The following is a 22,809-nucleotide window of genomic DNA, read 5'->3' as shown; positions in this document are numbered from 1 at the left end:
GCGGCGGCACGGCGGCGTTCGCCGAGCCTTCGTCATGGTACTCCGTGCCGGGGACGACTACCCTGATCACATGACCGACATCTTCGACGTGATCGCAGACGGCACGAGGCGCGACATCCTCCAGCTCCTCCTGCGACGCACCTCGGAAGGCGATGCCGGTACCAGCGTGAGCCACATCGTCGCCGACCTCGGCATCAGTCAGCCGACCGTGTCGAAGCACCTGAAGGTCCTCCGCGAGGCGGAGCTCGTGAGCGTGCGCGAAGACGGTCAGCGCCGCTACTACAGCCTGGCCGTCGAGCCGCTCGAGGCCGTCGACGACTGGCTGGTCCCGTTCCTCGTCGACGCCTACGGCGACGGCGCACCCGACATCGACTACCCGGGTCAGCCGCTCCCCGACGGGGCGGCGCACGCCGCCGAGGTGGTCGGCCGCGCCGCGGCATCCGCGAAGCACGTGGTCACCGCGGCGCTGAAGCGCCTCGGCAACTGAACCGACCCGACACGGCGGTCTCCTGACGCACTCCGCCCCCGGCGACAGGGGGGCATGTCGTCGGGGGCGGAACCGCGGGCCCCATACCCGCGTGGGCCGGAAAGGTGCCTGTCCGGGCCGTGTGATCAGAGTGGCAGGGGTGGCTGGACGGTTCCGGGACGGCGGCTATGTCTCCGCTGAGACGAGCGGCCCGCCCGCTGCGCGATCTCGATCGGTGCGTGTGGTCTCGACCCGTGCGCGATGATGTGGACATGACGCGACCTGTCGAGCACCGGGCACACTTCGATTTCTCCCTCACCTTCGCGAACGGAGGGGGTATGAGCGGTGAGGGGTTCCGGCTCGACATCCCGTCGGCCGACCTCGGTCAGGCGGAGATCGCGAACCTGCTCGTCCGTCACCTCGGGCTCGCCCTCGTGCAGGACGTCCAGCTCCGCGACCTGCGACTCGTCGAGGAGCCGCATCGGGGGTCCAGGGGTGTGGAGACCGCGGCGGCGACGGAACGCCGGATCATCGACCTCAGCCATCCGATCGCGGCGGGGCTGGTGACCTATCCCGGCCTGCCCGTCCCGATCATCACCCCGCATCTCACCCGCGAGGACTCGCGGCAGAAGTACGCGCCCGGTACCGAGTTCGCGATGGACATCATCACGATGATCGGCAACACGGGCACCTACCTCGACGCCCCCTTCCACCGCTATCCGGAGGGCGGCGACCTCGCCGCGCTCCGCCTCGACACCCTCGTCGACCTGCCGGCCGAGGTCTTCCACCTGCATGACGCCTGGGCGCCGGAGCGGCGGGGCATCGGCGCGGCCACCCTGGCCGACCGCGACCTCGCGGGGACCGCCGTGCTGCTCGACACCGGGTGGAGTCGACACTTCGGCACCCCCGCATACGGTCGGGGAGCTCCCTTCCTCACCGAGGAGGGCGCGCGTCACCTCGTCGATGCGGGCGTCGCCCTCGTCGGCATCGACTCGCTCAACATCGACGACACGGAGAGTGGAGGGGAGCGGCCGGCGCACAGCATCCTCCTGGCCGCGGGCGTGCACGTGGTCGAGCACCTGACCAACCTCGCCGAGGTCCCCGCGCGGGGCGCGCGGTTCACCGCGGCCCCGCCCGCCGTGCGCGGATTCGGCACGTTCCCGGTGCGCGCGTTCGCCACCGTCGGCGGGGAGCGCTGATCACACGAGTCACACGGGTTTACACGCGTCCCAGCCAGCCCATAGAGTGTGCTCATCGAGAAAGGGGTACGTGGGATGCCCGAAGTGCCTGATGTCCGGTTCCTGACGGTGGCCGAGGTCGCCGAACTGATGCGCGTGTCGAAGATGACCGTGTATCGGATGGTGCACGCCGGGGAGCTGCCCGCCATCCGCTTCGGTCGGAGTTTCCGCGTTCCCGAGTCCGCCGTCGCCGACGCGCTGCAGCGTCCCATCTCCGACGTCGGCTGAGCACGCCGAACCGTCCGATCCGCTCCGGTGACGGAGTGGGCCGCTGGGTTTGCTAGACTGCTCCGAGGCATTTTTTTCCATGCCCGTACCCGGGTGTCCGTGACCGTGCGACGCCCAGCCCCTGACGTAGTGAGGTTTCCGTGGGTTCTGTCATCAAGAAGCGCCGCAAGCGCATGGCGAAGAAGAAGCACCGCAAGCTGCTTCGCAAGACTCGCCACCAGCGCCGCAACAAGAAGTAAGCGGCCAGACACTGAGCGCCTGTCTCCGGACGGGCGCTTCGTGTCTCTGCCCCCGGTTCCGCCCCGACGTCGAGGAGTAATCATGAAGTCGATCACCGTCACAGAGCTCGCCGAGCGGTCGAACACGCCGCTCATCGATGTGCGCGAGGCGCACGAGTTCGCCGCAGGGCACGTGCCCGGCGCCGTCAACATCCCGATGTCGGAGATCGGCAATCGCCTGGAGGAGCTTCCGGCCGAGTCGTTCGACGTCATCTGCCAGGCCGGCGGGCGGTCCGCGCGCGTCGTCGAGGCGCTCGAAGCCCGCGGGTACGACGCGACCAACGTCGAGGGCGGCACGGGCGAGTGGATCGCACAGGGCCGCGAGGTCGAGGTGCCGTCGGCGTGACCACGCTGACGCTGATCGGCAAGCCCGACTGCCATCTCTGCGACGTCGCCTCGGAGATCGTCGACGCCGTCGTCGCCGAGCTGCCGGATGCCGCGGCCGAACGCATCGAGATCGTCGAGGCGTCGATCAAGGACGACCCCGCGCTGTACGAGCTGTGGTGGGAGAAGATCCCCGTCGTGCTCATCGACGGCGAGCTGCACGCGCACTGGCGGCTGTCGGCCGACCGTCTGCGCGAGGCGCTCGAGGCCGCTGTCGTCCGCGACGCCGAGAACCCCGTGAAGGAGATCCGATGACCATCCGCCACGTCGTGAGCTGGAAGCTCTCCGCCGAAGACCCCGAGGTGCGCGCCGAGCAGGCCGCAGAGGTCGCACGCCGCCTCCTGGCACTCGACGGGGTCGTGCCCCAGCTGCTGTCGATCTCTGCCGGTGCGAACGTCGCCTACCCCGATGCCAACTGGGACGTCACCCTCGTCGCAGACTTCGAGTCGATCGCGGCGCTCGAGGAATACCAGGTGCACCCCGCGCACGAAGAGGTCGTCGCGTACGTCCGCTCCGTGGTCGCCGGACGCGTCGCCGTCGACTTCGAGATCTGACGGCCGCGGCATCCGCGCCCTTTGCAACACAAACGTAATGCGCAGAGGGCCCTCGCCGTTCCGTCGGGCGATGCCGCCCGTGTTTAGATGTTCTCCTACCCGTCCGTGGGCATTCGACCCTCGTCCCCTCAGGAGCTGACATGCAGCGTCGCAACATCATCGCCGGGATCGCTCTCGCGGCGACCGCCACCCTCGCTCTCGCGGGCTGCGCAGGCGGAGCGGGCGGATCCGGCGGCGGCGATTCCGATGCGGACAACGAGTACGGGCTTGTCGACGCGGGCACGCTGACGGTCTGCTCCGACATCCCTTACCCGCCGTTCGAGTTCGAGGGTGGAGACAACGGCACCGGCTACACCGGCTTCGACATCGACCTGCTCGACGCGATCGCCAAGAAGCTCGACCTCAAGCTGGCCGTGCAGGACGTCGGCTTCGACGCCCTGCAGTCGGGAACGACACTGGCCGCAGGGACCTGCGACATCGGTGCGTCGGCGATGACCATCACCGACGAGCGCAAGGCGAACATCGACTTCTCCGACCCGTACTACGACTCGCTGCAGTCGTTGCTCGTACGCACCGACTCCGGCATCGAGTCGATCAAGGACCTCGACGGCAAGAACGTCGGCGTCCAGCAGGGAACCACGGGCGAGGCCTACGCGAACGAGAACGCCACGGGCGCGCAGATCGTGCAGTACCCCTCAGACGGCGAGCTGTGGCCCGCGATGCAGGCCGGCCAGATCGACGCGATCCTGCAGGACCAGCCGGTGAACCTCGAGCACGAGAAGGCCGACAGCGCCTACGAGATCGTCGAGGAGTACAACACCGACGAGTCCTACGGCTTCGCCTTCGCAAAGGGCGAGAAGGCCGAGCTGCTCGACGCGGTCAACGGTGCTCTCAAGGAGCTCCGCGACAGCGGCGACTACCAGAAGATCTACGACACCTACTTCACCGCGAACTGATCCGACGGTAGGCAAGGGATCGGGAGGACCTTGACAATGGCGTTGAGGCGCACCACGAAGCAGAAGCTGTACCGATACATCGTCTACGCGGTGCTGATCGCGATCGTCATCTGGGCTGCGGTCTCGACCAACTGGGCGAAGATCGGTCCGCTCTTCTTCAACCCCGAGGTCGCGGCGAAGATGTTCCCCGGGATCATCACCACCGCCCTCGTGAACACCGTCTGGTTCACGGTGGTGGCCTTCGCCGGAGGGCTGCTGCTCGGCATCTTCCTCGCTCTGCTGAAGCTGTCGAGCATCGGCCCGTTCCGCTGGATCGCGACGGCCTGGATCGAGCTGTTCCGCGGGCTTCCTGCGATCCTCACGATCTTCGGCGTCGCTTTCATCGTGCCGATCGCTACAGGTATCCGAGGGCAGGAGCTCGGTGGTCCCGTGGTTCTCGGTCTCATCGGGTTGATCCTGGTCGCCTCCGCGTACATGGCGGAGACCATCCGCGCCGGCCTCCAGGCCGTGCCGAAGGGGCAGACCGAGGCGGCCCGCTCCCTGGGTATGTCGCCCATGAAGACGACCTTCTGGATCGTCGTGCCGCAGGGCTTCCGCATCATCATCCCGCCGCTGACCAACGAGTTCGTGCTGCTGCTCAAGGACACGTCGCTGCTCTTCATCGCGGGTGCGTTCATCTGGTCGAAGGAGCTGACGACCTTCGCGCGTGACGCGACGACCCAGAACTCGAACGCGACGCCGTTGATCATGGCGGCGATCCTGTACCTGATCGTGACGATCCCGCTCACGCGTTTCACCGCGTATCTCGAGCGGCGGATGGCGAGGCAGCGATGACCACCGACCTGATCGACGTCCACGCCCCGGCGATCGACGTGCGGGGACTCGTCAAGACCTTCGGCGACAACGAGGTGCTCAAGGGCATCGACCTGACCGTGACCGCCGGCGAGGTCGTCTGCGTGATCGGCCCGTCGGGCTCGGGTAAGTCGACGCTGCTGCGTTCCGTGAACCTGCTCGAGGAGCCGACCGACGGCAAGGTCTTCATCGAGGGCATCGACATCACCGATCCCGACGTCGACATCGACCGGGTGCGCACGCGCATCGGGATGGTGTTCCAGAGCTTCAATCTGTTCCCGCACCTGAGCGTGCTGGATAACCTGACGATCGCCCAGCGTCGCGTGAAGAAGCGCAACAAGGCCGAGTCGGAGCGGATCGCGCACGAGATGCTCGGCCGGGTCGGGCTCGCGGAGAAGGCGAAGGCGTTCCCCGGACACCTGTCGGGCGGACAGCAGCAGCGCGTCGCGATCGCGCGTGCCCTGTGCATGAACCCCGACATGATGCTGTTCGACGAGCCGACCTCGGCGCTCGACCCCGAACTGGTGGGCGAAGTGCTGCAGGTCATGCGGTCGCTCGCCGACGAGGGCATGACGATGCTCGTCGTGACGCATGAGATGGGCTTCGCCCGGGAGGTGGGCTCGCGCCTCATCTTCATGGACGGCGGCCACATCGTCGAAGAGGGCGACCCGCGCGAGGTGCTGGCTAATCCCCAGCATTCGCGCACGCAGGACTTCCTCTCCCGCGTTCTTTGACCCTGTCCCCTCGCGGGGCCCTGCTCCTCGCGCGCGTCCTGCCCTCGCGCGCGCTGCCTCTCGTGCGCGCTGCCCCTCAAGCGCGTCCCCGGGCGTCATAGTCACGCCCAGACCCACCATGCGCGTCGAAACCCACCAGCGCGGACGTCGTTTCTGGTGGGCTTCGGCGCGCGTGGTGGGTTTCGGCGCCAGGGTGGGGAGGGAGCAGGGGGAGCAGGGGCGGGGAGGGGAGGGGGAAGCGGGAACGCGGCGTGCGGCTCAGCCGCGCGGGTGCACCGCGACCGGCTCGGGAGCCACGGCGATGCGCACGCGATCGCCGAAGGCCGGATGGATGCCGGGGGCGTGCTGCAGCCGCACGAGCTCGCCCGACTCCGTGCGCACGAGCGTGCGGCGCATGCTGCCGAGGAACGTGCTCTCCTGCACGAGGGCATCGGTCGCAGCATCCGCCTCCGACGCGAAGTGCACGTTCTCCGGGCGCAGGTAGACGTCGACCGGGCCGTCCGCCGGCGCCTGCAGCGGAAGCCGCTGTCCCCACACCACGACGTGATCGCCCTCGGCGACGCCCGAGACGACGCTCGACAGACCCACGAACGCGGCCACGCCCGCCGTCGACGGCGTCGTGTATAGCTCCTCGGGCGACCCGATCTGCTCGATCGTGCCCGCATTCATCACGGCGATCCGGTCGGAGACGGCGAGGGCCTCCTCCTGGTCGTGCGTCACGAAGACCGTGGTGATGCCGAGGCGCAGCTGGATGCGGCGGATCTCGTCGCGCAACTGCACCCGCACCTTCGCGTCGAGCGCCGACAGCGGCTCGTCGAGCAGCAGGACCTTGGGCTCGGTGACGAGCGCACGGGCGAGCGCGACGCGCTGCTGCTGGCCGCCCGAGAGCTGGTGCGGGAATCGGTCGGCGAAGTCGCCGAGACCCACCAGTGCGAGCGCATCGAGGGCTCGCGTCGCGGCCTCGCTCTTGCCGATGCCGCGGCGCCGCAGACCGAACGCGGTGTTGTCGACGACGCGCAGGTGCGGGAACAGCGAGTACGACTGGAAGACCATCCCGATATCGCGCTTGTTCGTCGGCACGCGCGACACGTCGCCGCCGTCGAGGAGCACGGCACCGCTGTCGAGCCCTTCGAGTCCGGCGAGCACCCGCAGCAGCGTCGTCTTGCCGCATCCCGACGGACCGAGCAGCGAGACGAACTCGCCCGGAGCGATGTCGAGGTCGACCCCGTGCAGCACGGTGTTGCTGCCGTAGCTCTTGACGATGCGCTGCAGCTGCACGCGGGTGCCCTCGCCTGCTTCGGCGAGCAGGATGTTGTCGGCGGTCTGAGGGAGGGTCATGACAGGGCCTTTCGATTGCCGCGCGCGACGCGGCCGATGAGGAGGAGCAGGACGAAGACGAAAGCCAGCGCCAGGAGGGTGAAGATCGCCGGCGCATACGGGTCCTGCTTCTGCACGACCACCATCGCGGTCTGGAACACCTGGCGGTTGAGCAGCGAGGCGATCGTGAACTCCCCGAGCACGACGGCGATCGAGATGAGGGATGCCGCGAGCAGACCCTGACGGAGGTTCGGCGCGAGGACCTTCAGCACGACGGTCGGCCAGCTCGCACCGAGGGAGCGGGCGGCTTCGGCGAGCGTGCGCAGGTCGGCGGCGTCGATCGACGCCTGGATCGACCGGTACGCGAACGGCAGCACGGTGATGCCGTAGGCGAACGCGAGCGTCCAGGTGCCGGTGCCGAGGGAGCGACCGATCTGCAGATAGATCGGGGCGAGGCCGACGACCAGCACGATCGCGGGGATCGAGATCGGCAGCAGCACCGCGAACTCGAACGCCGGCCGCAGACGCCCGAAACGCAGATTGACGAGGATCATCGTCGGCGCGAGGAGCAGCAGCACGATCGCGACGGTCACGAACGCCAGCACGAGCGAGTTGCCCAAACCCATCCAGATCGGACGGATCGCCGCGGATTTCGCCGGGTCGAACAGCGCGGCCCACCGCTCGAAGCCGAGGGAACCGTCGGTCTGACGCAGCGTGTACAGGAACGTCGAGACGAGCGGGATCGCGAAGAACGCGCCCACCAGGATGCCGATGACCCAGCGCGTCACGGGGGAGGGGGCGAGGCGGTTCATGACTGCCACCTCGCTGCCCGACGCTGGATGAGCGAGTACAGGGCCATCACGACTCCGACGACGAGGATCATGCCGAGCGCGAGGGCACCGGCGAGGTTCTCCCGACCCAGTACGGTTTCGCTCGTGAGCGCCGTGCGGATCTGCAGCGGCACGATCTGCGAGCCCTGGCTGGCGAGCGCCGCCGCCGTGGCGTACGACGAGAAGGCGTTCGCGAACAGCAGCAGCAGGCTCGCGAGGAACGAGGGAGCGAGTACCGGGATGCCGATGCGCAGCCAGAAGCTGGCTCGCGTGCCGCCCAGGGTGAGGTTCGCCTCGGACCACTGCGGCTTCAGCGCCGCGAGCGCCGGCATGAACGTGATGACCATGAGCGGGATCTGGAAGTAGATGTACGGCAGGATCAGGCCGGGCAGTTCGTACAGCCAGGTGCCGTTCTCGTAGATGTTGATGCCGAACGTGTCCTGCAGGAAGAGCTTCAGCACCCCCTGGATGCCGATCGTCGCGATGAACGCGAACGCCAGCATCACGCCGCCGAACTGCGCGAGCACGCCTGCCGCGGCATCCACCGTCGAGCGCACGACGCCTTCGGGATCCATGCCGAGCAGGGCGTAGCAGACGAGCGCGCCGACGGCCGCGCCGACCACGGCGGTGAGGAGAGACAGCCACGCGGAGTTCGCGAAGGTCGTCAGGACGACGGGGTCGGCGAGTGCCGAGACGTTCGTCCAGGTGAACTCGCCATCCTTCGTGAAGAAGCCGGAGCCGATCGCGAGCACGGTGGGCACGGCGAGGAAGAGCAGCACGTACGCGGCGAACGGGACGAGTCCGAGCCAGGCGGCGGACGGCGCGGAGCGCGGGGCCAGCGACGACGTCGCCGGCCCCGCGCCGTGCGGAGCGGAGGGGACGGGGGCGGATGCCGTGGCATCCGCCCCCGCTGCGATGGCAGTGGTCACTGGACCGCCGCAGCCCACTTCTCGCCGAGCAGGGTTCCGGCGTTCGTCGACTGCTCCTCGGTCGGGACGACCGTCTCGTCCGGGACCTCGGGGAGGGCGGCGGCGAGGTCGGCGTCGATCGTGCCCGCCTCGGTCATGGCATCCATGCGAGCCGGGCGGGCGCCGCCGCCGAGCCACAGGTTCTGCACCTCGTCGCTGTAGAGGAACTCCTGCCACAGGCGAGCGGCGGCCGGGTGCGGAGCGTCGACGTTCACGGCCTGGTTGTAGTAGCCGGCGTAGCCGGTGCCGTCGAACACGACGACCTTCCAGTCCTTGTTGTCGGCGACGTGCGTGGCGTTCAGGTAGTCCCAGTCGAAGACGACGGGGGTCTCACCGCTCGCGATCGTCGCGGTGGTCACGTCGACCTTGAGCAGGTTGCCCGCCTTCTGCAGTTCGGAGAAGAAGTCGATGCCCGGCTGGTAGTCGTCGAGCGTGCCGTCGGACTGCACGGTCGCGAGGCCCACGGCAGCGAACGCCGCGCCCGCCTGCGTCGGGTCACCGTTGATCGCCACTGCGCCCTTGTAGTCGGCGCCCAACAGGTCGTCGAGCGAGTCGGGTGCGGGGAACTTCGACGAGTCGTAGCCGATCGACATGTAGCCGCCGTAATCACCGACGAAGAGACCGGTGGGCTCCTTCAGCTCCTCGGGGATGTCATCCCACGTCTGCACCTTGTAGGGGGCGAAGTGGTCGGTGTTCTGCAGGGCGACGGTCAGCCCGAGGTCGAACACGTCGGGAGCGGTGTCGAGCCCCTTGTTGGTCTCGGCTGCCTGGATCTCCTCGGCGCTGGAGACATCGGGTGACGCCTCGTTGACCGTGATCTCCGGGTACTTCTCCATGAACAGGTCGATGATCTCGCCGTAGTTCGCCCAGTCGCGGGGGAGGGCGATGACGTTGAGCTGTCCCTCGGCCTTCGCTGCCTCTTCGAGGTCGGCGAAGGTGCCGAAGTCCTCGACGGACGTGGCGGTCGCGGCGTCGACGGAACCCTCGCCGGAGCCGGAGCCCGCGGCATCTGCCGCACCGGAGCAGGCGGTCAGGGCGAGGGCGGCCGTGGTGACCAGGGCGAGGCCGGCGCCGATGCGGGCGCGGCGGGTGATGCGAGACATGGGGTGTCCTCTCGGTATCCGGCGCTGTGTGCCGGTATTCGGGTTGCGAGAGGAAACTACGGCTCCCACGTTGCCGATCGTGCGGGGGTGGGTGAACGAACGGTGTCCGGTTCATGGCCGATCCGGTGCGGCGTGGTGCGCCGTCAGGACAGCTGTGCGCAGAGATGCAGGATGCCGGACATGGGGCCACTCGCCGCGGGTGGCGTCGCTGGTGCGCCCTCGCGGTCTGACATCCTGGAGGGATGGACATCGGCAGTGTGCTCGGGCTGGAGCAGCTCACCTGGGGCACGCTGATCCTCATCGTCGTCGCGGCCTTCGCCGCCGGGTGGATCGATGCCGTCGTCGGAGGCGGGGGACTGCTGCAGCTCCCGGCGCTCCTGCTGATCCCGGGGATCTCGCCGATCCAGGCTCTTGCGACGAACAAGCTCGCCTCGGTGTTCGGCACCGCGACGAGCAGCGTGACGTACTACCGACGCGCGAAACCCGACATCCGCACGGCGCTGCCGATGGCGGTGATCGCGCTCGCCGGATCCTTCGGCGGCGCGGCCGTCGCCACTGTGCTGCCGGCAGCGGCGTTCAAGCCCATCATCGTCGTCGCGCTGCTCGCGGTCGCGCTGTTCACGGCGTTCCGCCCGCAGATGGGGGCGGCCACGAAGCTGCGGTTCTCCGGGCACAGGCACCACATCATGGCGGGGCTGGCGGGGCTCGTGATCGGGTTCTACGACGGGCTCATCGGCCCAGGGACGGGCACGTTCCTCGTGATCTCGCTCGTCGCGCTGCTCGGCTACGACTTCCTGCAGGCGAGCGCGAAGGCCAAGATCGTGAACCTCGCCACGAACACCGGAGCGCTGCTGCTGTTCATCCCGCACGGTGCCGTGCTGTGGCTGCTCGGCGGCATCCTCGCGATCGCGAACGTCGCGGGCAGCTATCTCGGATCGCGGATGGCGATCTCGCGCGGCGCGACGTTCATCCGCGTCGTGTTCCTGCTCGTGGTCGTCGCGCTCATCGCGAAGCTCGGCGTCGACGTATGGAACGAGAACATCGTCCCCGCGATGGCGTCGCTGCGCTGACGTGCGCCGGATCCCCGTCGTTGAGCGAGGAGCGCAGCGACGAGACGAAACGCGGTGAGACGCACAGAGCGTCTCACCGCGTTTCGTCTCGCGGAGACCCGCACTGAGCGAGCGAAGCGAGTCGAAGTGTCGCTCAACGACCGAGGTGGAGCGAGGGTGCCGGGTCAGGCCTCGGCATCCTCCGGCTCGAAGTCCACGCCCGCCTCGGCGCGCTGCTCGGCCGTGATGGGCGCGGGAGCCGCGGTGAGCGGGTCGAAGCCGTTGCCCGACTTCGGGAAGGCGATGACCTCGCGGATCGACTCCGTCTTCGACAGGTGCTGCAGCACGCGGTCCATGCCGAGGGCGATGCCGCCGTGCGGCGGGGCGCCGAACTTGAAGGCGTCCAGCAGGAAGCCGAACTGCTCCTTGGCCAGCTCGTCGCTGAGGCCCATGACCTCGAAGACCCGCTTCTGGATGTCTTCGCGGTGGATGCGGATGGACCCGCCGCCGAGCTCCGAGCCGTTGCACACGATGTCGTACGCATAGGCGAGGGCGGAGCCGGGGTCGGTGTCGAAGGTGTCCTCGAACTCCGGCTTCGGACCCGTGAAGGCGTGGTGCACGGCGGTCCAGGCGCCAGCGCCGACCGCGACGTCGCCCGAGGCCACGGCATCCGCCGCCGGCTCGAACATCGGGGCGTCGACGACCCAGGTGAACGCGAACTCGTCGGGATTCAGGTACCCGAGGCGGCGACCGATCTCGACGCGGGCGGCGCCGAGCAGCGCCCGGCTCTCCTTCGTGGCGCCGGCGGCGAAGAACACGCAGTCCCCCGGCTCGGCGCCGACGAACTCGGCGAGGCCCGCCTGCTCGGCCTCGGACAGGTTCTTCGCGGCGGGGCCGCCGAGCGTGCCGTCCTCGTTGAAGAGCACGTACGCGAGGCCGCGGGCGCCGCGCTGCTTGGCCCAGTCCTGCCAGGCGTCGAGCTGCTTGCGCGGCTGGCTCGCGCCGCCGGGCATGCGCACCGCGCCGACGTACTCGGCCTGGAACACGCGGAACGGGGTGTCTGCGAAGTACTCGGTCGCCTCGACGAGCTCGAGACCGAAGCGCAGGTCGGGCTTGTCGGAGCCGTACTTCGACATCGCCTCGGCGTAGGTCATGCGCGGCAGCGGAGTCTGCACTTCGACGCCGATCGTCTTCCACATCGCGACGACGAGGCGCTCCATGAGCGCGATGACGTCTTCCTGCTCGACGAAGCTCATCTCGATGTCGAGCTGCGTGAACTCCGGCTGACGGTCAGCGCGGAAGTCCTCGTCGCGGTAGCAGCGGGCGATCTGGAAGTACTTCTCCACGCCGCCGACCATGAGCAGCTGCTTGAACAGCTGCGGCGACTGCGGCAGCGCGTACCAGCTGCCGGGGTGCAGGCGCGCCGGCACGACGAAGTCGCGGGCGCCCTCCGGCGTCGAGCGCGTGAGGGTCGGGGTCTCGACCTCGGTGAAGTCCTCGGCGTGCAGCACGTCGCGGATCGCCTTGTACACGTCGGAACGCAGGCGCAGAGCGGATGCCGCGGCGGGGCGCCGCAGGTCGAGATAGCGGTACTTGAGGCGGGCCTCCTCGCCGACGTTCTCGGTCTCGGCGAGCGCCGTCGACACCTGGAACGGCAGGGGAGCGGACTCGTTGAGGACCACGACGTCGGTGGCGATGACCTCGATCTCACCGGTCGGGAGGTTCGGGTTCTCGTTGCCGTCGGGGCGGCGGGACACCTCGCCCGTGACCTTGAGCACGAACTCGTTGCGCAGCGGGTGCGCGATCTCCTCGTCGCGGATAACGACCTGGGCGATGCCCGATGCGTCCCGCAGATCGATGAACGCGACTCCTCCGTGATCACGACGGCGATCCACCCACCCGGTGAGGGTGACGGTCTGGCCGATGTGCTCGGCTCGCAGGGAGCCGGCGGAGTGAGTGCGAAGCACGGAGGATTCCTCCTGATCTGGGAGATGGTGAACCCGCCCATTCTACGTGGGCGGGCATCGCCTCCCCGGCCCGCTGCATATCGGTCAGTAGGATCGCCACGACAGAAAGGCGCACCATGGACCGCAACGGCATCTCCGACCTGTACGCATCGATCTTCTCGGGAACCACGGGCCTCATCGCCCTCGTCTTCTACATCCTCGTCGTCATCGGCCTCTGGAAGGTGTTCACGAAGGCGGGGTACCCCGGCATCCTCGCGATCATCCCGATCGTGAACGTGGTCTTCCTCGTCAAGATCGCCGGGATGTCCGGATGGTTCGCGCTGCTCTATCTCATCCCCGTCGTCGGGTTCGTCTTCGGCATCATCGTCGCCATCAAGCTCGGCGAGCGGTTCGGCAAGGGCGGGCTGTTCTCGTTCTTCCTGCTCTTCGTCTTCCCGTACATCGGCTACCTGATCCTGGGCTTCGGCGAGTCGCGCTACAGCAAGGCCTGACGTGCCGGCCTCGCGACTGCACCTGGTCCGACACGGCGAGGTGCACAACCCCGCGCGGGTGCTGTACGGGCGACTGCCCGACTACCACCTGAGCCGCGCAGGGCGGAAGATGGCGAGCGCCGCCGCCGAGTACGTCGCCGGGCTCGACCGCCCCATGAGCGGACTGTTCTGCTCGCCGTTGGAGCGCACCCAGGAGTCGGCCGAGCCGTTCGCAGAGCGCTTCGACCTCGTGCCCGAGATCGACGTGCGGCTGATCGAGCCGACCAACGTCTTCGAGGGCACGCAGATGAAGCGGTCTCTGCTCAACCCGCTGAACTGGTGGCATCTGCGACAGCCGTCGCTGCCGAGCTGGGGCGAGCCGTACGCCTCGATCGCCGAGCGGATGACGGGACTCATGGCCGAGGCCTGGAACGCCTCCGACGGGGGAGACCTCGTGATGGTCTCGCACCAGGCGCCGATCTGGATCACCCATCTGCGCGTCGCGGGACTGCCGCTGCGGCACGACCCGCGCACCCGGCGCTGCGCGCTCTCGAGCGTCACGTCGTTCGAACTCGTCGGCGATGTGTGGCGCGAGGTCGCGTATGCCGAGCCCGCCGCGACGGGCGGCGCGGTCGACGTCGGCGCCGTCTGACGGCGTGCCGCGTGCGGTGTCGCGTTTCGTCTCGCTCCGCTCGCTCAACGACCCGGGTGGTGCTCCGCTCGCTCAACGACCCTCGTGGGGCATCCTCCCGCGGGTCGTTGAGCGGGGAGCGCAGCGACGAGACGAAACGGGTCAGGCTTCCGACGCCATCAGGTCCTGGATGACGCCGACCGCGGCGAGCTGCCCGGCGGTCGCGGCCATCATGACGGCGGCCATCGGACCCGGCAGCGATGCGCGGTGCGCGATGTCACCCGCGGCGAAGATCCCGGGCACGGAAGTGCGTCCGAACTCGTCGATCCCGATCGCGCCGGACTCCAGCATCCCGAGCCCGAGCTGTGCGGCGAACGGGGCGCGCTGACGCATCGAAGCGGAGGCGACGAAGATCCCCGCGACCTCGTGCTCGGCATCCGCGGTGCGCACGACGACGTCATCGCCCGCGCGGCCCACGGAGTCCACGGGCGTGCGACTCACGCGCGCCCCGCGGGCTTCGAGCGACGCGACCTCTTCGTCGGTGTACGGCTCGTCGACGGGGACAGCGGTGATCACGCCGACGAAGCGTCCGAGCATGCCGATGAGGTGCTCGGCCCTCGCGGCGGCTCCGAGCACCGCGATGGGCCTGCCCGCGTGCTCGTGGCCGTCGCAGAACGGGCAGGAGAACGCCCCGCGCCCCCAGAGGGCGTCCAACCCCTCGACCGGGGGCAGGTCGTCGGCGATGCCCGTCGCGAGGATCACGGTGCGAGCGGATGCCGAGGCGCCGCCCGGCAGCGACACTACGAAGTCGCCCGCGATGCCGGCGACGCGCTGCACGGCCACGTCGCGGATCTCGACGTCCGCGTACTCCGCCAGTTGCGCGCGGGCCGTCGCGCGGAACTCGGCGGGCGGGGTGCCGTCGTTCGCGATGACGTTGTGCATGTGCTGCACGGTGCCGTTGCGGTACTCGCCGGAGTCGAGCAGCAGGGTCGACCGGTGCATCCGGCCGAGGGTCAGGGCGGCCTGGAGCCCGGCGGGGCCGGCGCCGATCACGATCGCGTCGTACATGGGTGTCCTCTCGGGGGAGTTGCTTTCCCGCCCAGTGTGTGACTTCATGTTGACATGAAGTCAAGTCGCGAGCATCCGTGGTCCGTCGGCGACGTCGCGAGTCGCTTCGATTGTCAATCGTCACGCAACCCGCGCCAAAACAACCTTCAACCTGCACCAGCGTCGCCTACCTGCACCAGGTTGACCTAGTTGCTCCACGTGAATTCGCGATTTCTACACTCTCTTTTGGAAAGTATCCATGCCTAAGTCCCCGCGCCACGCGCCCTCAGAGCTCACCGATTCCTGGCCGGATGTCACGTCTCCGGACACCGCCGGGGAAAGAGCCCGTCAACTAGCGAACAACCTCCGTCACGTCATCGACGAAGAGCGCAAGGTCAGCAACGCGAGCGTACGATCCATCGCCGACGATGCGGGCATCGACGAGGGGACGATCCGCAACATTCTGTCTGGGGCTCGCTGGCCCGACTTGCGGACGATCACTCTCCTTGAGGAGGCGTTGAACACCTCGCTGTGGCCTGCGCGCTCCGACGAGGGGCTGACCAGTGAAGCTTAGGAGCATCGGCGACGTCGCCCGCGTGATGAGCTTGCCTACCAATGTCCTCCGCCACTGGGAGACCGTTGGGCTGCTCCTCCCGGAGCGCGATTCGGCCGGTCGACGTAGGTACGACGAGGACCAGGTCGTGCGGATCGCTGTCATCCAGCGCAGCCAGGCTTCGGGGATGACGTTGAAGCAGATCGCGGTGATGCTCGACGACGGGGCGCGCGAGCGTCACGAGGTCCTGCAGCAGCATCTGGACGACATCGACCGCCGCATGGAAGACATGCGGCGGTCGCGCGAGATGACGGAGCACGCGATGAACTGCCGTTCTCATGACATCGCAACGTGCCCGCGCTTCCGCGCTGGTGTCGATGACGTTCTGGCGCGCTTCTGACCGCTGCTTGATGGGAAACCGCGTGGCCTGATGTCTAGAGCCTTGGGCGGGCTTTGCCCTTCGGGCTCCCCGCCTGACCGCCTCAGTGGGGCGGTAGTGCGACATGCGGTGGTGAGGACGGGTGCGCGGGTTCTCGGATCCCACGACGCGCATAGCAAAGCATGTCAAGAAACCCGGAACTGAGGGACGTGGCGCACGCAGGCGACACGCCTGACGAAACGTCCCCGGCAACCGCTATCGTTGATGGACTGCCGTCGGCAGCCGGCGAGGATGTGCGGGATATGCAGCGTACCCACGTTTCCGCCGGTCGCTCATATGAACGAGCAGCTATCATTCGAAGTGAGTCGATTGAAGGTGATGTAATGACGAGACTTCTTCCGCCCCGTCTCCAACTGAACCACGCGAACGACAACAGCTGGCATTCAGACGTACGGGAGCTTCTGGACTTCCTCCCCGTCCTGTATCCGGGTGGCGAGCAGTGGCTTGATGCCCGACTTCGACTTATCGACGAGGGCAAAGCCGTCGCTCACTTGGTGCGTGACCACGCTGGCACGCTCGTCGGAGTGATGCTCGGCATCGCCAAAGATGCCCACCGATTCAAGGTTTCGACGCTGTACGTTGCTCCTGGGCATCGAGGCGCCGGCGTCGGACGCACGCTGCTTGACGCTGCGCTCCTGCGCGCCCAGCAGGCGGAATGTACCGAGGTTTACATCACTGGGGCGACGACGGTGAGGGACGAGCTGTCCCCCTTGCTCTCTTCACGCAGGTTTGTGCGCATCGCCACTGAAAGAGATCGGTACGGCGTGGGTCGCGACGAGGACGTCTACAGCCGCGCGCTCTGACCGACGAGCGTCACGGAGTCACCCCTTCCGAGTCCGATGATCCAGAGCGCGGCGCGCGACATGGCAGCCGCGCCGCCGCTCGCTGGTCTTTCCCCTACTTCTCCGCGGCGATAGAGCGTGAGCGCACAGCACATGGGCCGTTGAAACGATCCGCAGTCGCTCGAGTTTCTGCGGACACGTCGCGAGGGTGACAACCCCGGGGCACGTGACGGAGCTAAGCCGGCCCATACCAAGTCGGGCTGTGTGGCGGAGCACTTGCACCGTCGAGTGTTCTGATTGCGACCAGCGCACTGAGCCTGCGACTCAGTCTCGGGGCCCGACGTCGCGGAGAAAGTGAAACAACCACTGCTCGAAATCGTGGAACCGTGTCTTGACCCAGCGGCCGATGCTCTTCGACCACCCCACGAGACGCAGTATGGCGGCGATCACTGCGATACCAACAGCAACCGAGATGATTGCGACCCCGTTCGGCGCGATGAAGCCGGTAATAGCTGCCCACGTCTCATTCCACCACTGGACGATCTCGGCTCGCACGGGCACACCGAAGAGTCCCCAGACGACGAACGCGAGGACGGGGGACGCGATAAGGGCCGTGCGAATCGCAGAGGATCTCGCCGTAACGCGGAACTGGGCGAATGCGCGCATCGGGTTCTGCGTGGTGATGGGTTTACCCGGGGCGGGCTCTTCTCGCCAGTAGTACACGACGAGACGAGACCTGCGCGACAGTTCCGGCGACCGCTCGAGGTAGTCAGACCAGACGTTCCCCTCGAGCAACCGGATGTACGCCGGTTCCGGGTGCAGCGTCGCTGCATGGAGCCAGATCGGGGCCATCACGAACGCGGCGACCGAACGGATCGGCCGGATACGGTCGATCAGCTGCGAGCCGCCAGCGACCTTCTGAGAACTGCGAATATCGGAGATGCGGAAGTCGAAGATCGCGCCGTTCCTCACGAGGCGAGATTTCGTCCACTGCCAGGTTCGGCCGATGCCGCTGATGGGGAAACGGACTCGAATGTACGCAGAATCCCCCTTCTGAATCTCTTTCGTCAGCGGGATGTCCCACAGCGAGAAGCCGCGCTGTGTGAACGCATCGACCTTCGTCGCCATCTGCGTCATCGCTTCCAGCGCGGTGAATGTGGTGCTTCCGTAGGTGACCTTGTCGCCGTCGAAGCTGACCTCACGGTCGAAGATGAGGCCAGCAAGCTTACGGTCAAGCACCTTCGAATGAAGGCTTGACGGTGCCAAAGTGTCGAAAGGGAGAGCGAGAGTGATCTGACCGACGTTCTTCGTCTTGGCCTCGATGAGCAGTCCGACATCGAGGACAAACATTCGGCGGTGAATTCCGAGCGCCGCGAGGGACCACAGATTGAGGTGCAACTTCTTCACTTCGAAGTCAGTCCGGTCTGCGGCCTTCGCGGCGTCAAGCACAGAGAAAAATGACATTAGAGCGCCCCTCCCAGCGGGTCGGTCAAAGCTACCGCGGTTGTCCGCGGTCGCTTGTCGACGTCCTCCTCGATGCACAGCGCATTGATGGCTCTGACGGTCGTGCTGAGTCGCCCGAAGTCTCCGAGCGGAAGCAGATACGTTTCGCCGACACCGTGGGAGTAGCCGGCGCCGCCGTAGCTCACGGGCGGGAGCATCTGCACGCGCACATCGGAATGCGCCTCCGCGAAAAGGGCGACGGCGATGGACTGCATCTTCGAACCGAAAGGCAGAACGGTGAGACGACTGCGCGGCTCGGTGGCGGAATACGCTGCTTCGAGGTGCCGCAGGGTCTCCTGATAGTGCAGCGTCGACGCTTTCTGTGACGGGCGGAGGCCGTTGATGCGGTTCATAACGCCGTACCGCCACTCGTCGCGACTGCGTGGTGGGTGACCGCTGATGAACCTCACGTCAGGATGGTTCTTGTCGATGTTGAACGACGTGTCGATCTTGTCCAGCGACGCGGCGACTCTGTCGGCGTTGAACCCGCAGATGACGACGGCGCTCTCCGACACGGGTTCCAACCGCACGTCGCCGGGGGCGATGATGTGTGCGGTCTCGTCGGCGTCGAAGTCGAGGCCGAGTGTTGTCCCTTCGGCCGCATCGCCCTCATCGAACCTCTTGATGAGGCTCTCGGCTTCTTCTTGCGAGGGCTTGTAGTCGTGCGCCGACGCGTAGGCGATGTCGACGCTGATGGGCTGGCTCCGGGCATGCTCGAAGAGTGCTCGCATGACGCGCAGGACGTAGGCGCCGCTGCACGCGCTGACGTCGAAGAGAATACGGGCGTTCGGCGGGAGTAGGGACTGGAGCCGTTTGTCGAACTCGAACTCAGTTCCTTGGTCATCGATGATGTGCACGGTGCCTGTGGCGGCGCCCACGAGAGATACGAGTTCGTTTCGCTTGCCTGCGTTGTCCTCGGTGTTGCTGTTGTAGTCGAGGATGATTGCGGTCGCGATGGACGCGTTGCTCGTGCGGACGCACTCAGTGATGTGCGTTGCGCGGTCCTCGAATCCTGCGGCGCAGATGAGTACGTCGTAGTCGCGAAGGTCCGCCTCGAGGGTTTGGACGCCCGGCAGCATCTCTGCCACCCGGTCGTATGAGACGGTCGTGATTCTCATTCTTGCTCCCCCCAGAGGTCGAGCTGAGCGGCGGGTTCTTCGTGCGTGCGTCGCCGTTTGCGCCATCCGTCGAGGAACTCCTGAGGCCCGTCCAGGAACTCGCCGAATTCAGAGGCAGTCGCTTTCACGGCTTCGTCTTTGCCGAGCCCCGCGAGGAACGCAGGGAGGAAGATGCGGCGTAGATGCCACCTCGTAGTCGTGACCATGTTGTGTCTGCTGCGTCCGGGCTGAATCGAGATGTACACGGCTCGGCGAAGGAGCTCTTTTCGGAGCCGTTGCTGCTCGGTCGTCAAGGTCTGCAGTGCAGCGCTGTCGCCGTCGATCTCGATTCGCGGGATCTGCACTGGCTTGCCGCCGCCACTCTGTGTCGCGGTGTCGACGAGCATGCGGCGGGCGAACTGGCCGAAGGCCTCACTGTGCGTGTGTAGCTGCTTCCCGAGCGGCCGATGATGCATCAGGGACTGCAGCATCTCGCGGCTCACTCCGATGATGGCCGTGTGCTGCTTGTTCGTCGGCACCTGATCTTTCGAGGTGCTCGTGCTGCCCGCGAGGACATGCCGGAAGACGTACAGTAGCGTCGCGACGTCGCCGGAGCAGAGGTTCGCGATGGTGCCGAGTCCGTAGTACGTTCGGTCGTTGCTCTGTGTGGGATCAGCGAGCTTCTCCGCGATGGCTTTCATCGACGGCGAGCCGCCGATGAGTTGCTCTGGTGTGCCAGACCACTCGGCGGCCTTGAGCCTATTGGCCAGCAGCTGGGTCGCGAACTCGAGGTTGCGCTCCGGTGTGGCCGAGACGAACTCGGACCCCGCGTCGACTTCAATTCGTTCGCGCGTGAGATCGATGGTGAGCTCGCCGCCCTGATAGTCGTCCACGATCCCGTGCTTCTCGCTGCTGACCTTGAACATATGACTGGAACGTCGCTCCCACACAATGGGGATCAAGGCTCTTTGGACATGCTCGGAAAGCCGGTGGAGGCTGAAGTCGTCGAGCAGGAACGCGATGCGGTGCTTGTCGAAGAAGGGCACAGCCCGCACGAGCGCAGACGTCAGGTCGCCCAGGAAGGAGATGGAGGTGAGGGTCTTCTCCGGGGCTGCATGGGTGTGTAGACGCTTCTGCGACTCGAAGATGGCACGTTCGAGGCTGCTAGCCGCTGAGCGCAGAGGAAGGTTCTCGAACGATGCTCCATCCGGCTCGAGGATGTGCGCAGCGAAGAACGCGGCGATGGACGCGGCGGCTGAGTCACCTAGTCCGAAAACAGTCTCGGCGTCGTCGCGGGCGGCGATAGCCATGAGCGTCGCGACGAGCTCGCGCGCATGGATGAGATTGAAGTAGTGGATGACCTCGTGGCGAGTCGCTTCGAGGTCGGCCTCGGTCTGAATCTCGGCAAAACGATTCTGGAAGTCCGCGGTACAGGAGACGTAGATTCCGGCGACGTTGAGCGAGGTCAGCGGCACCTCCTTGTCTCGTTGTTCGGCGTGAGCGCGCAGGCTCATCCATCGCAGGACCATGCTCTTCCCGCAGCCACGCGGTCCGGTGAGAAGAACGGGGTCGCCGGAGGTGACCTGCTCGAGCCATGAGGTTGTGGCGAAGAGGTCGAGAAGAAGGCTGTCGCTGCTGATCTGTTCCGCGCTGATGAACTCGAATGGGTTAGTGAGAGCCCTGGTGCGGCGAGGGCCGCCGAAACGCACACGCTCATACGCCTCGTCGATGTGGTTACGAAGTTCCTTTCCGGTTCGTATTCCTCGGTCCGCGTCCTCCTCGATGAGCATCGGCATGATGTCCCGAAGTTCGCCGAGGAACTCCCGGTCGCTGGCTGTCAGGTCTCGGCGTGCATGCATCACGTTGTGCATGTGCGCGAGGTGGTGCGCGAGGTGGTTGTAGTCGGTCCACGGCTTGTGCGTGTCCTGGATGAGTTTCAGGCTCCCGGTGTCGACGATGACCAGCTGCAGGGTGTTCGCGGTGGGCGAGTAGTTCACCTCGCCGGGGAGCGAGTCGCGGACCAGGATGTTGCGCCAGTGCAGGTCATCGTGTGCCAGGCCGTTCGCAGCCAATGCGTCGAGGGCGCTGGATAGGTGCCGCACGAGTCCAACGACGGTGTTGATGTCGATTCGGTCGGGATGAAACCTGACGAAGTCTTCGAGCGTAGATGCGTCCGCTACCCATTCTTCGACGATGACCTGGAACCGCTTTCCTGTGGCCGAGTGTGTCCACATGTCAAAGTCTTCAGCGCGTGTGAAAAGCGGGGAGGGCAGCGCTTGTCTCAGATCGAACTCGCGCCGAGGGTCAGCTTCGTCGGTGAACTCGATGGGGGTGAACTTCGCCGCCCGCTCTCGCCCGTAGCGATCTTTCACTCGCCACACAAAACCTGTCTCGCCGCGCGCCACGAACTCGACTGCCGTGTACTTGTGACCCGCTTCGAAGGTGTGCTCTTCGAAGGCGTCGAGCGACGTCATCAGTGCGATTGTTTCCGCGTCAAGCCGGGGTCCCCCATGACCAGACATGCCGCCCCTCTCGTAATCGGGGTGATGTCGTCCCCACTCGCATTGCACATTATGCCGGTACAGGTACGTTCCTGTATGCAAGTGCATCGAAACTGTGACACAGCTGTTCTGAAGATGTGCCAGGCGGGTTCCCGTGCAAAAGGGCGACGGAGGCGCGGGAATCGGCGGTGACGCTAAATTGCCCTGGACAGACTGCGGAGTATGTCCTGTTGGTCGGCGCTTAGATAACGATAGCTCTGGGGCGGCTCGAGTGCCGCGAATTCGCGCATGCTCTCCAGCGAAACGGGGCGGTCCCATCGTTCGTCGACCCGCAGCTCGACGACGGAAGCAGTGCCTCTGTCCCCGAGATACTCCAGGAAGTACTCTTCCGTGATGTCGAGCTGATCGCCGTATCGCGGCCACAGGACCTCGGGGGCGCCTGTGCGCACTGCTTCGATGTGAAGAACACCGATGATGGCACGAAGGGGGCTACTGGCGTATAGGTACACGGCCGTGCCGTGAGCGAGCGTCGGAAAGCGGCGGCGAACCTCGGCGGTCTTGTGGCCCGAGAGTAAACGCCGAGCGAACTGAGGTTTCACGGACAGTAGCACCGTGTTCACATGCGGGTCGTTCCGAACGGTGCGATGGGCTGTCGTCTGCAAGCCGACTCCTCTGGTGGCTGTGGCGCCGATATCGAAGCCCGGCGCTCCAATCGGTGCGCGCGGCGCCACGCAATTGTCTCAGGTTCCGAACGTCTCCGAATCCGCGGACCCAAGTCCCTGCTGCGTCATAATCAATGCCATCTAGGTAGGTGCGCGAGCCGGCTGGGCGGCACGCTTCGCCGGTCGAGGAACGCTCGCGG

General features: G+C 66.7%; 26 protein-coding genes. 16 read left to right on the top strand and 10 right to left on the bottom strand.

The window, feature by feature from the left end; translation table 11 throughout:
• The first annotated feature begins 70 nt into the window (after positions 1–70).
• The 10 genes from MRBLWO14_RS05385 (at position 71) to MRBLWO14_RS05340 (ending at position 5,690) form a co-directional block, all read left to right on the top strand.
• The gene (locus tag MRBLWO14_RS05385) at positions 71–487 is read left to right on the top strand and encodes a metalloregulator ArsR/SmtB family transcription factor (protein ID WP_341935428.1); all 417 of its coding nucleotides are present in this window, start codon (positions 71–73) and stop codon (positions 485–487) included.
• A gap of 317 nt (positions 488–804) precedes the next feature.
• Positions 805–1,665, top strand: coding sequence for a cyclase family protein (locus MRBLWO14_RS05380; RefSeq protein WP_341935427.1), 861 nt, complete (start codon positions 805–807; stop codon positions 1,663–1,665).
• A 75-nt stretch (positions 1,666–1,740) separates the two neighbouring features.
• Positions 1,741–1,932, top strand: a complete 192-nt coding sequence (locus MRBLWO14_RS05375) for a helix-turn-helix domain-containing protein (protein WP_096713387.1) — start codon at positions 1,741–1,743, stop codon at positions 1,930–1,932.
• A 140-nt stretch (positions 1,933–2,072) separates the two neighbouring features.
• The gene (locus MRBLWO14_RS05370; protein WP_003792170.1) at positions 2,073–2,171 is read left to right on the top strand and encodes an AURKAIP1/COX24 domain-containing protein; all 99 of its coding nucleotides are present in this window, start codon (positions 2,073–2,075) and stop codon (positions 2,169–2,171) included.
• 82 nt (positions 2,172–2,253) lie between these two features.
• Positions 2,254–2,556 carry a rhodanese-like domain-containing protein gene (locus MRBLWO14_RS05365; protein WP_341935422.1) on the top strand — a complete coding sequence of 101 codons (303 nt, stop codon included), beginning with the start codon at positions 2,254–2,256 and terminating at the stop codon, positions 2,554–2,556.
• Positions 2,553–2,849, top strand: a complete 297-nt coding sequence (locus tag MRBLWO14_RS05360) for a glutaredoxin family protein (protein ID WP_341935421.1) — start codon at positions 2,553–2,555, stop codon at positions 2,847–2,849. Before MRBLWO14_RS05365 ends, MRBLWO14_RS05360 begins: the two co-directional genes overlap by 4 nt.
• A complete protein-coding gene (locus MRBLWO14_RS05355) occupies positions 2,846–3,148 on the top strand; it encodes a Dabb family protein (RefSeq protein ID WP_341935420.1) in 303 nt (100 codons plus the stop codon). The genes MRBLWO14_RS05360 and MRBLWO14_RS05355 overlap by 4 nt, the downstream gene beginning before the upstream one ends.
• 140 nt (positions 3,149–3,288) lie before the next feature.
• The gene (locus tag MRBLWO14_RS05350; protein ID WP_341935419.1) at positions 3,289–4,104 is read left to right on the top strand and encodes a basic amino acid ABC transporter substrate-binding protein; all 816 of its coding nucleotides are present in this window, start codon (positions 3,289–3,291) and stop codon (positions 4,102–4,104) included.
• Positions 4,105–4,140: 36 nt separating this feature from the next.
• On the top strand, positions 4,141–4,938 hold the full coding sequence (locus MRBLWO14_RS05345) for an amino acid ABC transporter permease (RefSeq protein ID WP_341935418.1): 798 nt from the start codon (positions 4,141–4,143) through the stop codon (positions 4,936–4,938).
• Positions 4,935–5,690 carry an amino acid ABC transporter ATP-binding protein gene (locus MRBLWO14_RS05340; protein WP_341935417.1) on the top strand — a complete coding sequence of 252 codons (756 nt, stop codon included), beginning with the start codon at positions 4,935–4,937 and terminating at the stop codon, positions 5,688–5,690. Before MRBLWO14_RS05345 ends, MRBLWO14_RS05340 begins: the two co-directional genes overlap by 4 nt.
• 258 nt (positions 5,691–5,948) lie before the next feature.
• On the opposite strand, the gene MRBLWO14_RS05335 is transcribed toward MRBLWO14_RS05340, so the two are convergent.
• The 4 genes from MRBLWO14_RS05335 to MRBLWO14_RS05320 form a co-directional block, all read right to left on the bottom strand.
• Positions 5,949–7,028, bottom strand: a complete 1,080-nt coding sequence (locus MRBLWO14_RS05335) for an ABC transporter ATP-binding protein (protein ID WP_341935416.1) — start codon at positions 7,026–7,028, stop codon at positions 5,949–5,951.
• A complete protein-coding gene (locus tag MRBLWO14_RS05330) occupies positions 7,025–7,819 on the bottom strand; it encodes an ABC transporter permease subunit (protein ID WP_341935415.1) in 795 nt (264 codons plus the stop codon). The genes MRBLWO14_RS05335 and MRBLWO14_RS05330 overlap by 4 nt, the downstream gene beginning before the upstream one ends.
• The gene (locus MRBLWO14_RS05325; RefSeq protein WP_341936167.1) at positions 7,816–8,676 is read right to left on the bottom strand and encodes an ABC transporter permease; all 861 of its coding nucleotides are present in this window, start codon (positions 8,674–8,676) and stop codon (positions 7,816–7,818) included. The genes MRBLWO14_RS05330 and MRBLWO14_RS05325 overlap by 4 nt, the downstream gene beginning before the upstream one ends.
• Before the next feature lie 86 nt (positions 8,677–8,762).
• Positions 8,763–9,908 (bottom strand): ABC transporter substrate-binding protein, encoded by a 1,146-nt coding sequence (locus MRBLWO14_RS05320; RefSeq protein WP_341935414.1) that lies wholly within the window; start codon positions 9,906–9,908, stop codon positions 8,763–8,765.
• A gap of 242 nt (positions 9,909–10,150) precedes the next feature.
• Between MRBLWO14_RS05320 and MRBLWO14_RS05315 the strand changes: the two genes are divergently transcribed.
• Positions 10,151–10,978 carry a TSUP family transporter gene (locus MRBLWO14_RS05315; RefSeq protein ID WP_341935413.1) on the top strand — a complete coding sequence of 276 codons (828 nt, stop codon included), beginning with the start codon at positions 10,151–10,153 and terminating at the stop codon, positions 10,976–10,978.
• Between the two features lie 164 nt (positions 10,979–11,142).
• Here the strand turns inward: MRBLWO14_RS05315 and aspS are convergent, their stop codons facing one another.
• The gene (gene aspS / locus MRBLWO14_RS05310; protein ID WP_341935412.1) at positions 11,143–12,924 is read right to left on the bottom strand and encodes an aspartate--tRNA ligase; all 1,782 of its coding nucleotides are present in this window, start codon (positions 12,922–12,924) and stop codon (positions 11,143–11,145) included.
• 116 nt (positions 12,925–13,040) lie between these two features.
• Between aspS and MRBLWO14_RS05305 the strand changes: the two genes are divergently transcribed.
• Positions 13,041–13,415: a DUF5684 domain-containing protein gene (locus MRBLWO14_RS05305; RefSeq protein ID WP_341935411.1), complete on the top strand. Its 375-nt coding sequence runs from the start codon at positions 13,041–13,043 to the stop codon at positions 13,413–13,415.
• Position 13,416: 1 nt separating this feature from the next.
• Positions 13,417–14,046: a histidine phosphatase family protein gene (locus tag MRBLWO14_RS05300; RefSeq protein WP_341935410.1), complete on the top strand. Its 630-nt coding sequence runs from the start codon at positions 13,417–13,419 to the stop codon at positions 14,044–14,046.
• Positions 14,047–14,187: 141 nt separating this feature from the next.
• Here the strand turns inward: MRBLWO14_RS05300 and MRBLWO14_RS05295 are convergent, their stop codons facing one another.
• Positions 14,188–15,093: an NAD(P)/FAD-dependent oxidoreductase gene (locus tag MRBLWO14_RS05295; RefSeq protein ID WP_341935409.1), complete on the bottom strand. Its 906-nt coding sequence runs from the start codon at positions 15,091–15,093 to the stop codon at positions 14,188–14,190.
• Between the two features lie 238 nt (positions 15,094–15,331).
• Here MRBLWO14_RS05295 and MRBLWO14_RS05290 point away from each other — a divergent pair, with 238 nt between their 5' ends.
• The 3 genes from MRBLWO14_RS05290 (at position 15,332) to MRBLWO14_RS05280 (ending at position 16,867) form a co-directional block, all read left to right on the top strand.
• Positions 15,332–15,646: a helix-turn-helix transcriptional regulator gene (locus tag MRBLWO14_RS05290; RefSeq protein WP_341935408.1), complete on the top strand. Its 315-nt coding sequence runs from the start codon at positions 15,332–15,334 to the stop codon at positions 15,644–15,646.
• Positions 15,636–16,025, top strand: coding sequence for a MerR family transcriptional regulator (locus MRBLWO14_RS05285; protein ID WP_341935407.1), 390 nt, complete (start codon positions 15,636–15,638; stop codon positions 16,023–16,025). The genes MRBLWO14_RS05290 and MRBLWO14_RS05285 overlap by 11 nt, the downstream gene beginning before the upstream one ends.
• A 362-nt stretch (positions 16,026–16,387) precedes the next feature.
• A complete protein-coding gene (locus MRBLWO14_RS05280; protein WP_341935406.1) occupies positions 16,388–16,867 on the top strand; it encodes a GNAT family N-acetyltransferase in 480 nt (159 codons plus the stop codon).
• A gap of 303 nt (positions 16,868–17,170) precedes the next feature.
• On the opposite strand, the gene MRBLWO14_RS05275 is transcribed toward MRBLWO14_RS05280, so the two are convergent.
• The 4 genes from MRBLWO14_RS05275 to MRBLWO14_RS05260 all read right to left on the bottom strand — a co-directional run bounded on the left by MRBLWO14_RS05275 (position 17,171) and on the right by MRBLWO14_RS05260 (position 22,609).
• Positions 17,171–18,310, bottom strand: coding sequence for a hypothetical protein (locus MRBLWO14_RS05275; protein ID WP_341935405.1), 1,140 nt, complete (start codon positions 18,308–18,310; stop codon positions 17,171–17,173).
• Complete coding sequence (locus MRBLWO14_RS05270; RefSeq protein WP_341935404.1) at positions 18,310–19,467, bottom strand: hypothetical protein; 1,158 nt, start codon at positions 19,465–19,467, stop codon at positions 18,310–18,312. Before MRBLWO14_RS05270 ends, MRBLWO14_RS05275 begins: the two co-directional genes overlap by 1 nt.
• Positions 19,464–21,920, bottom strand: coding sequence for a hypothetical protein (locus tag MRBLWO14_RS05265; RefSeq protein WP_341935403.1), 2,457 nt, complete (start codon positions 21,918–21,920; stop codon positions 19,464–19,466). The genes MRBLWO14_RS05270 and MRBLWO14_RS05265 overlap by 4 nt, the downstream gene beginning before the upstream one ends.
• Positions 21,921–22,141: 221 nt before the next feature.
• Positions 22,142–22,609, bottom strand: a complete 468-nt coding sequence (locus tag MRBLWO14_RS05260) for a hypothetical protein (protein ID WP_341935402.1) — start codon at positions 22,607–22,609, stop codon at positions 22,142–22,144.
• Positions 22,610–22,809: the final 200 nt, after the last annotated feature.

The sequence above is a fragment of the Microbacterium sp. LWO14-1.2 genome, assembly GCF_038397715.1.
Taxonomy (GTDB): Bacteria; Actinomycetota; Actinomycetes; order Actinomycetales; family Microbacteriaceae; genus Microbacterium.
The sequence above is the reverse complement of the archived record's forward strand: the minus strand, read 5'-3'. Positions and strand labels throughout refer to the sequence as shown.

Coding starts and splice junctions, on each gene's coding strand:
- MRBLWO14_RS05385 (WP_341935428.1), top strand. CDS start 71: ATGACCGACATCTTCGACGTGATCGCAGACGGCACGAGGCGCGACATC.
- MRBLWO14_RS05380 (WP_341935427.1), top strand. CDS start 805: ATGAGCGGTGAGGGGTTCCGGCTCGACATCCCGTCGGCCGACCTCGGT.
- MRBLWO14_RS05375 (WP_096713387.1), top strand. CDS start 1,741: ATGCCCGAAGTGCCTGATGTCCGGTTCCTGACGGTGGCCGAGGTCGCC.
- MRBLWO14_RS05365 (WP_341935422.1), top strand. CDS start 2,254: ATGAAGTCGATCACCGTCACAGAGCTCGCCGAGCGGTCGAACACGCCG.
- MRBLWO14_RS05355 (WP_341935420.1), top strand. CDS start 2,846: ATGACCATCCGCCACGTCGTGAGCTGGAAGCTCTCCGCCGAAGACCCC.
- MRBLWO14_RS05350 (WP_341935419.1), top strand. CDS start 3,289: ATGCAGCGTCGCAACATCATCGCCGGGATCGCTCTCGCGGCGACCGCC.
- MRBLWO14_RS05345 (WP_341935418.1), top strand. CDS start 4,141: ATGGCGTTGAGGCGCACCACGAAGCAGAAGCTGTACCGATACATCGTC.
- MRBLWO14_RS05340 (WP_341935417.1), top strand. CDS start 4,935: ATGACCACCGACCTGATCGACGTCCACGCCCCGGCGATCGACGTGCGG.
- MRBLWO14_RS05335 (WP_341935416.1), bottom strand. CDS start 7,028: ATGACCCTCCCTCAGACCGCCGACAACATCCTGCTCGCCGAAGCAGGC.
- MRBLWO14_RS05330 (WP_341935415.1), bottom strand. CDS start 7,819: ATGAACCGCCTCGCCCCCTCCCCCGTGACGCGCTGGGTCATCGGCATC.
- MRBLWO14_RS05320 (WP_341935414.1), bottom strand. CDS start 9,908: ATGTCTCGCATCACCCGCCGCGCCCGCATCGGCGCCGGCCTCGCCCTG.
- MRBLWO14_RS05315 (WP_341935413.1), top strand. CDS start 10,151: ATGGACATCGGCAGTGTGCTCGGGCTGGAGCAGCTCACCTGGGGCACG.
- MRBLWO14_RS05305 (WP_341935411.1), top strand. CDS start 13,041: ATGGACCGCAACGGCATCTCCGACCTGTACGCATCGATCTTCTCGGGA.
- MRBLWO14_RS05295 (WP_341935409.1), bottom strand. CDS start 15,093: ATGTACGACGCGATCGTGATCGGCGCCGGCCCCGCCGGGCTCCAGGCC.
- MRBLWO14_RS05290 (WP_341935408.1), top strand. CDS start 15,332: ATGCCTAAGTCCCCGCGCCACGCGCCCTCAGAGCTCACCGATTCCTGG.
- MRBLWO14_RS05280 (WP_341935406.1), top strand. CDS start 16,388: ATGACGAGACTTCTTCCGCCCCGTCTCCAACTGAACCACGCGAACGAC.
- MRBLWO14_RS05275 (WP_341935405.1), bottom strand. CDS start 18,310: ATGTCATTTTTCTCTGTGCTTGACGCCGCGAAGGCCGCAGACCGGACT.
- MRBLWO14_RS05270 (WP_341935404.1), bottom strand. CDS start 19,467: ATGAGAATCACGACCGTCTCATACGACCGGGTGGCAGAGATGCTGCCG.
- MRBLWO14_RS05265 (WP_341935403.1), bottom strand. CDS start 21,920: ATGACGTCGCTCGACGCCTTCGAAGAGCACACCTTCGAAGCGGGTCAC.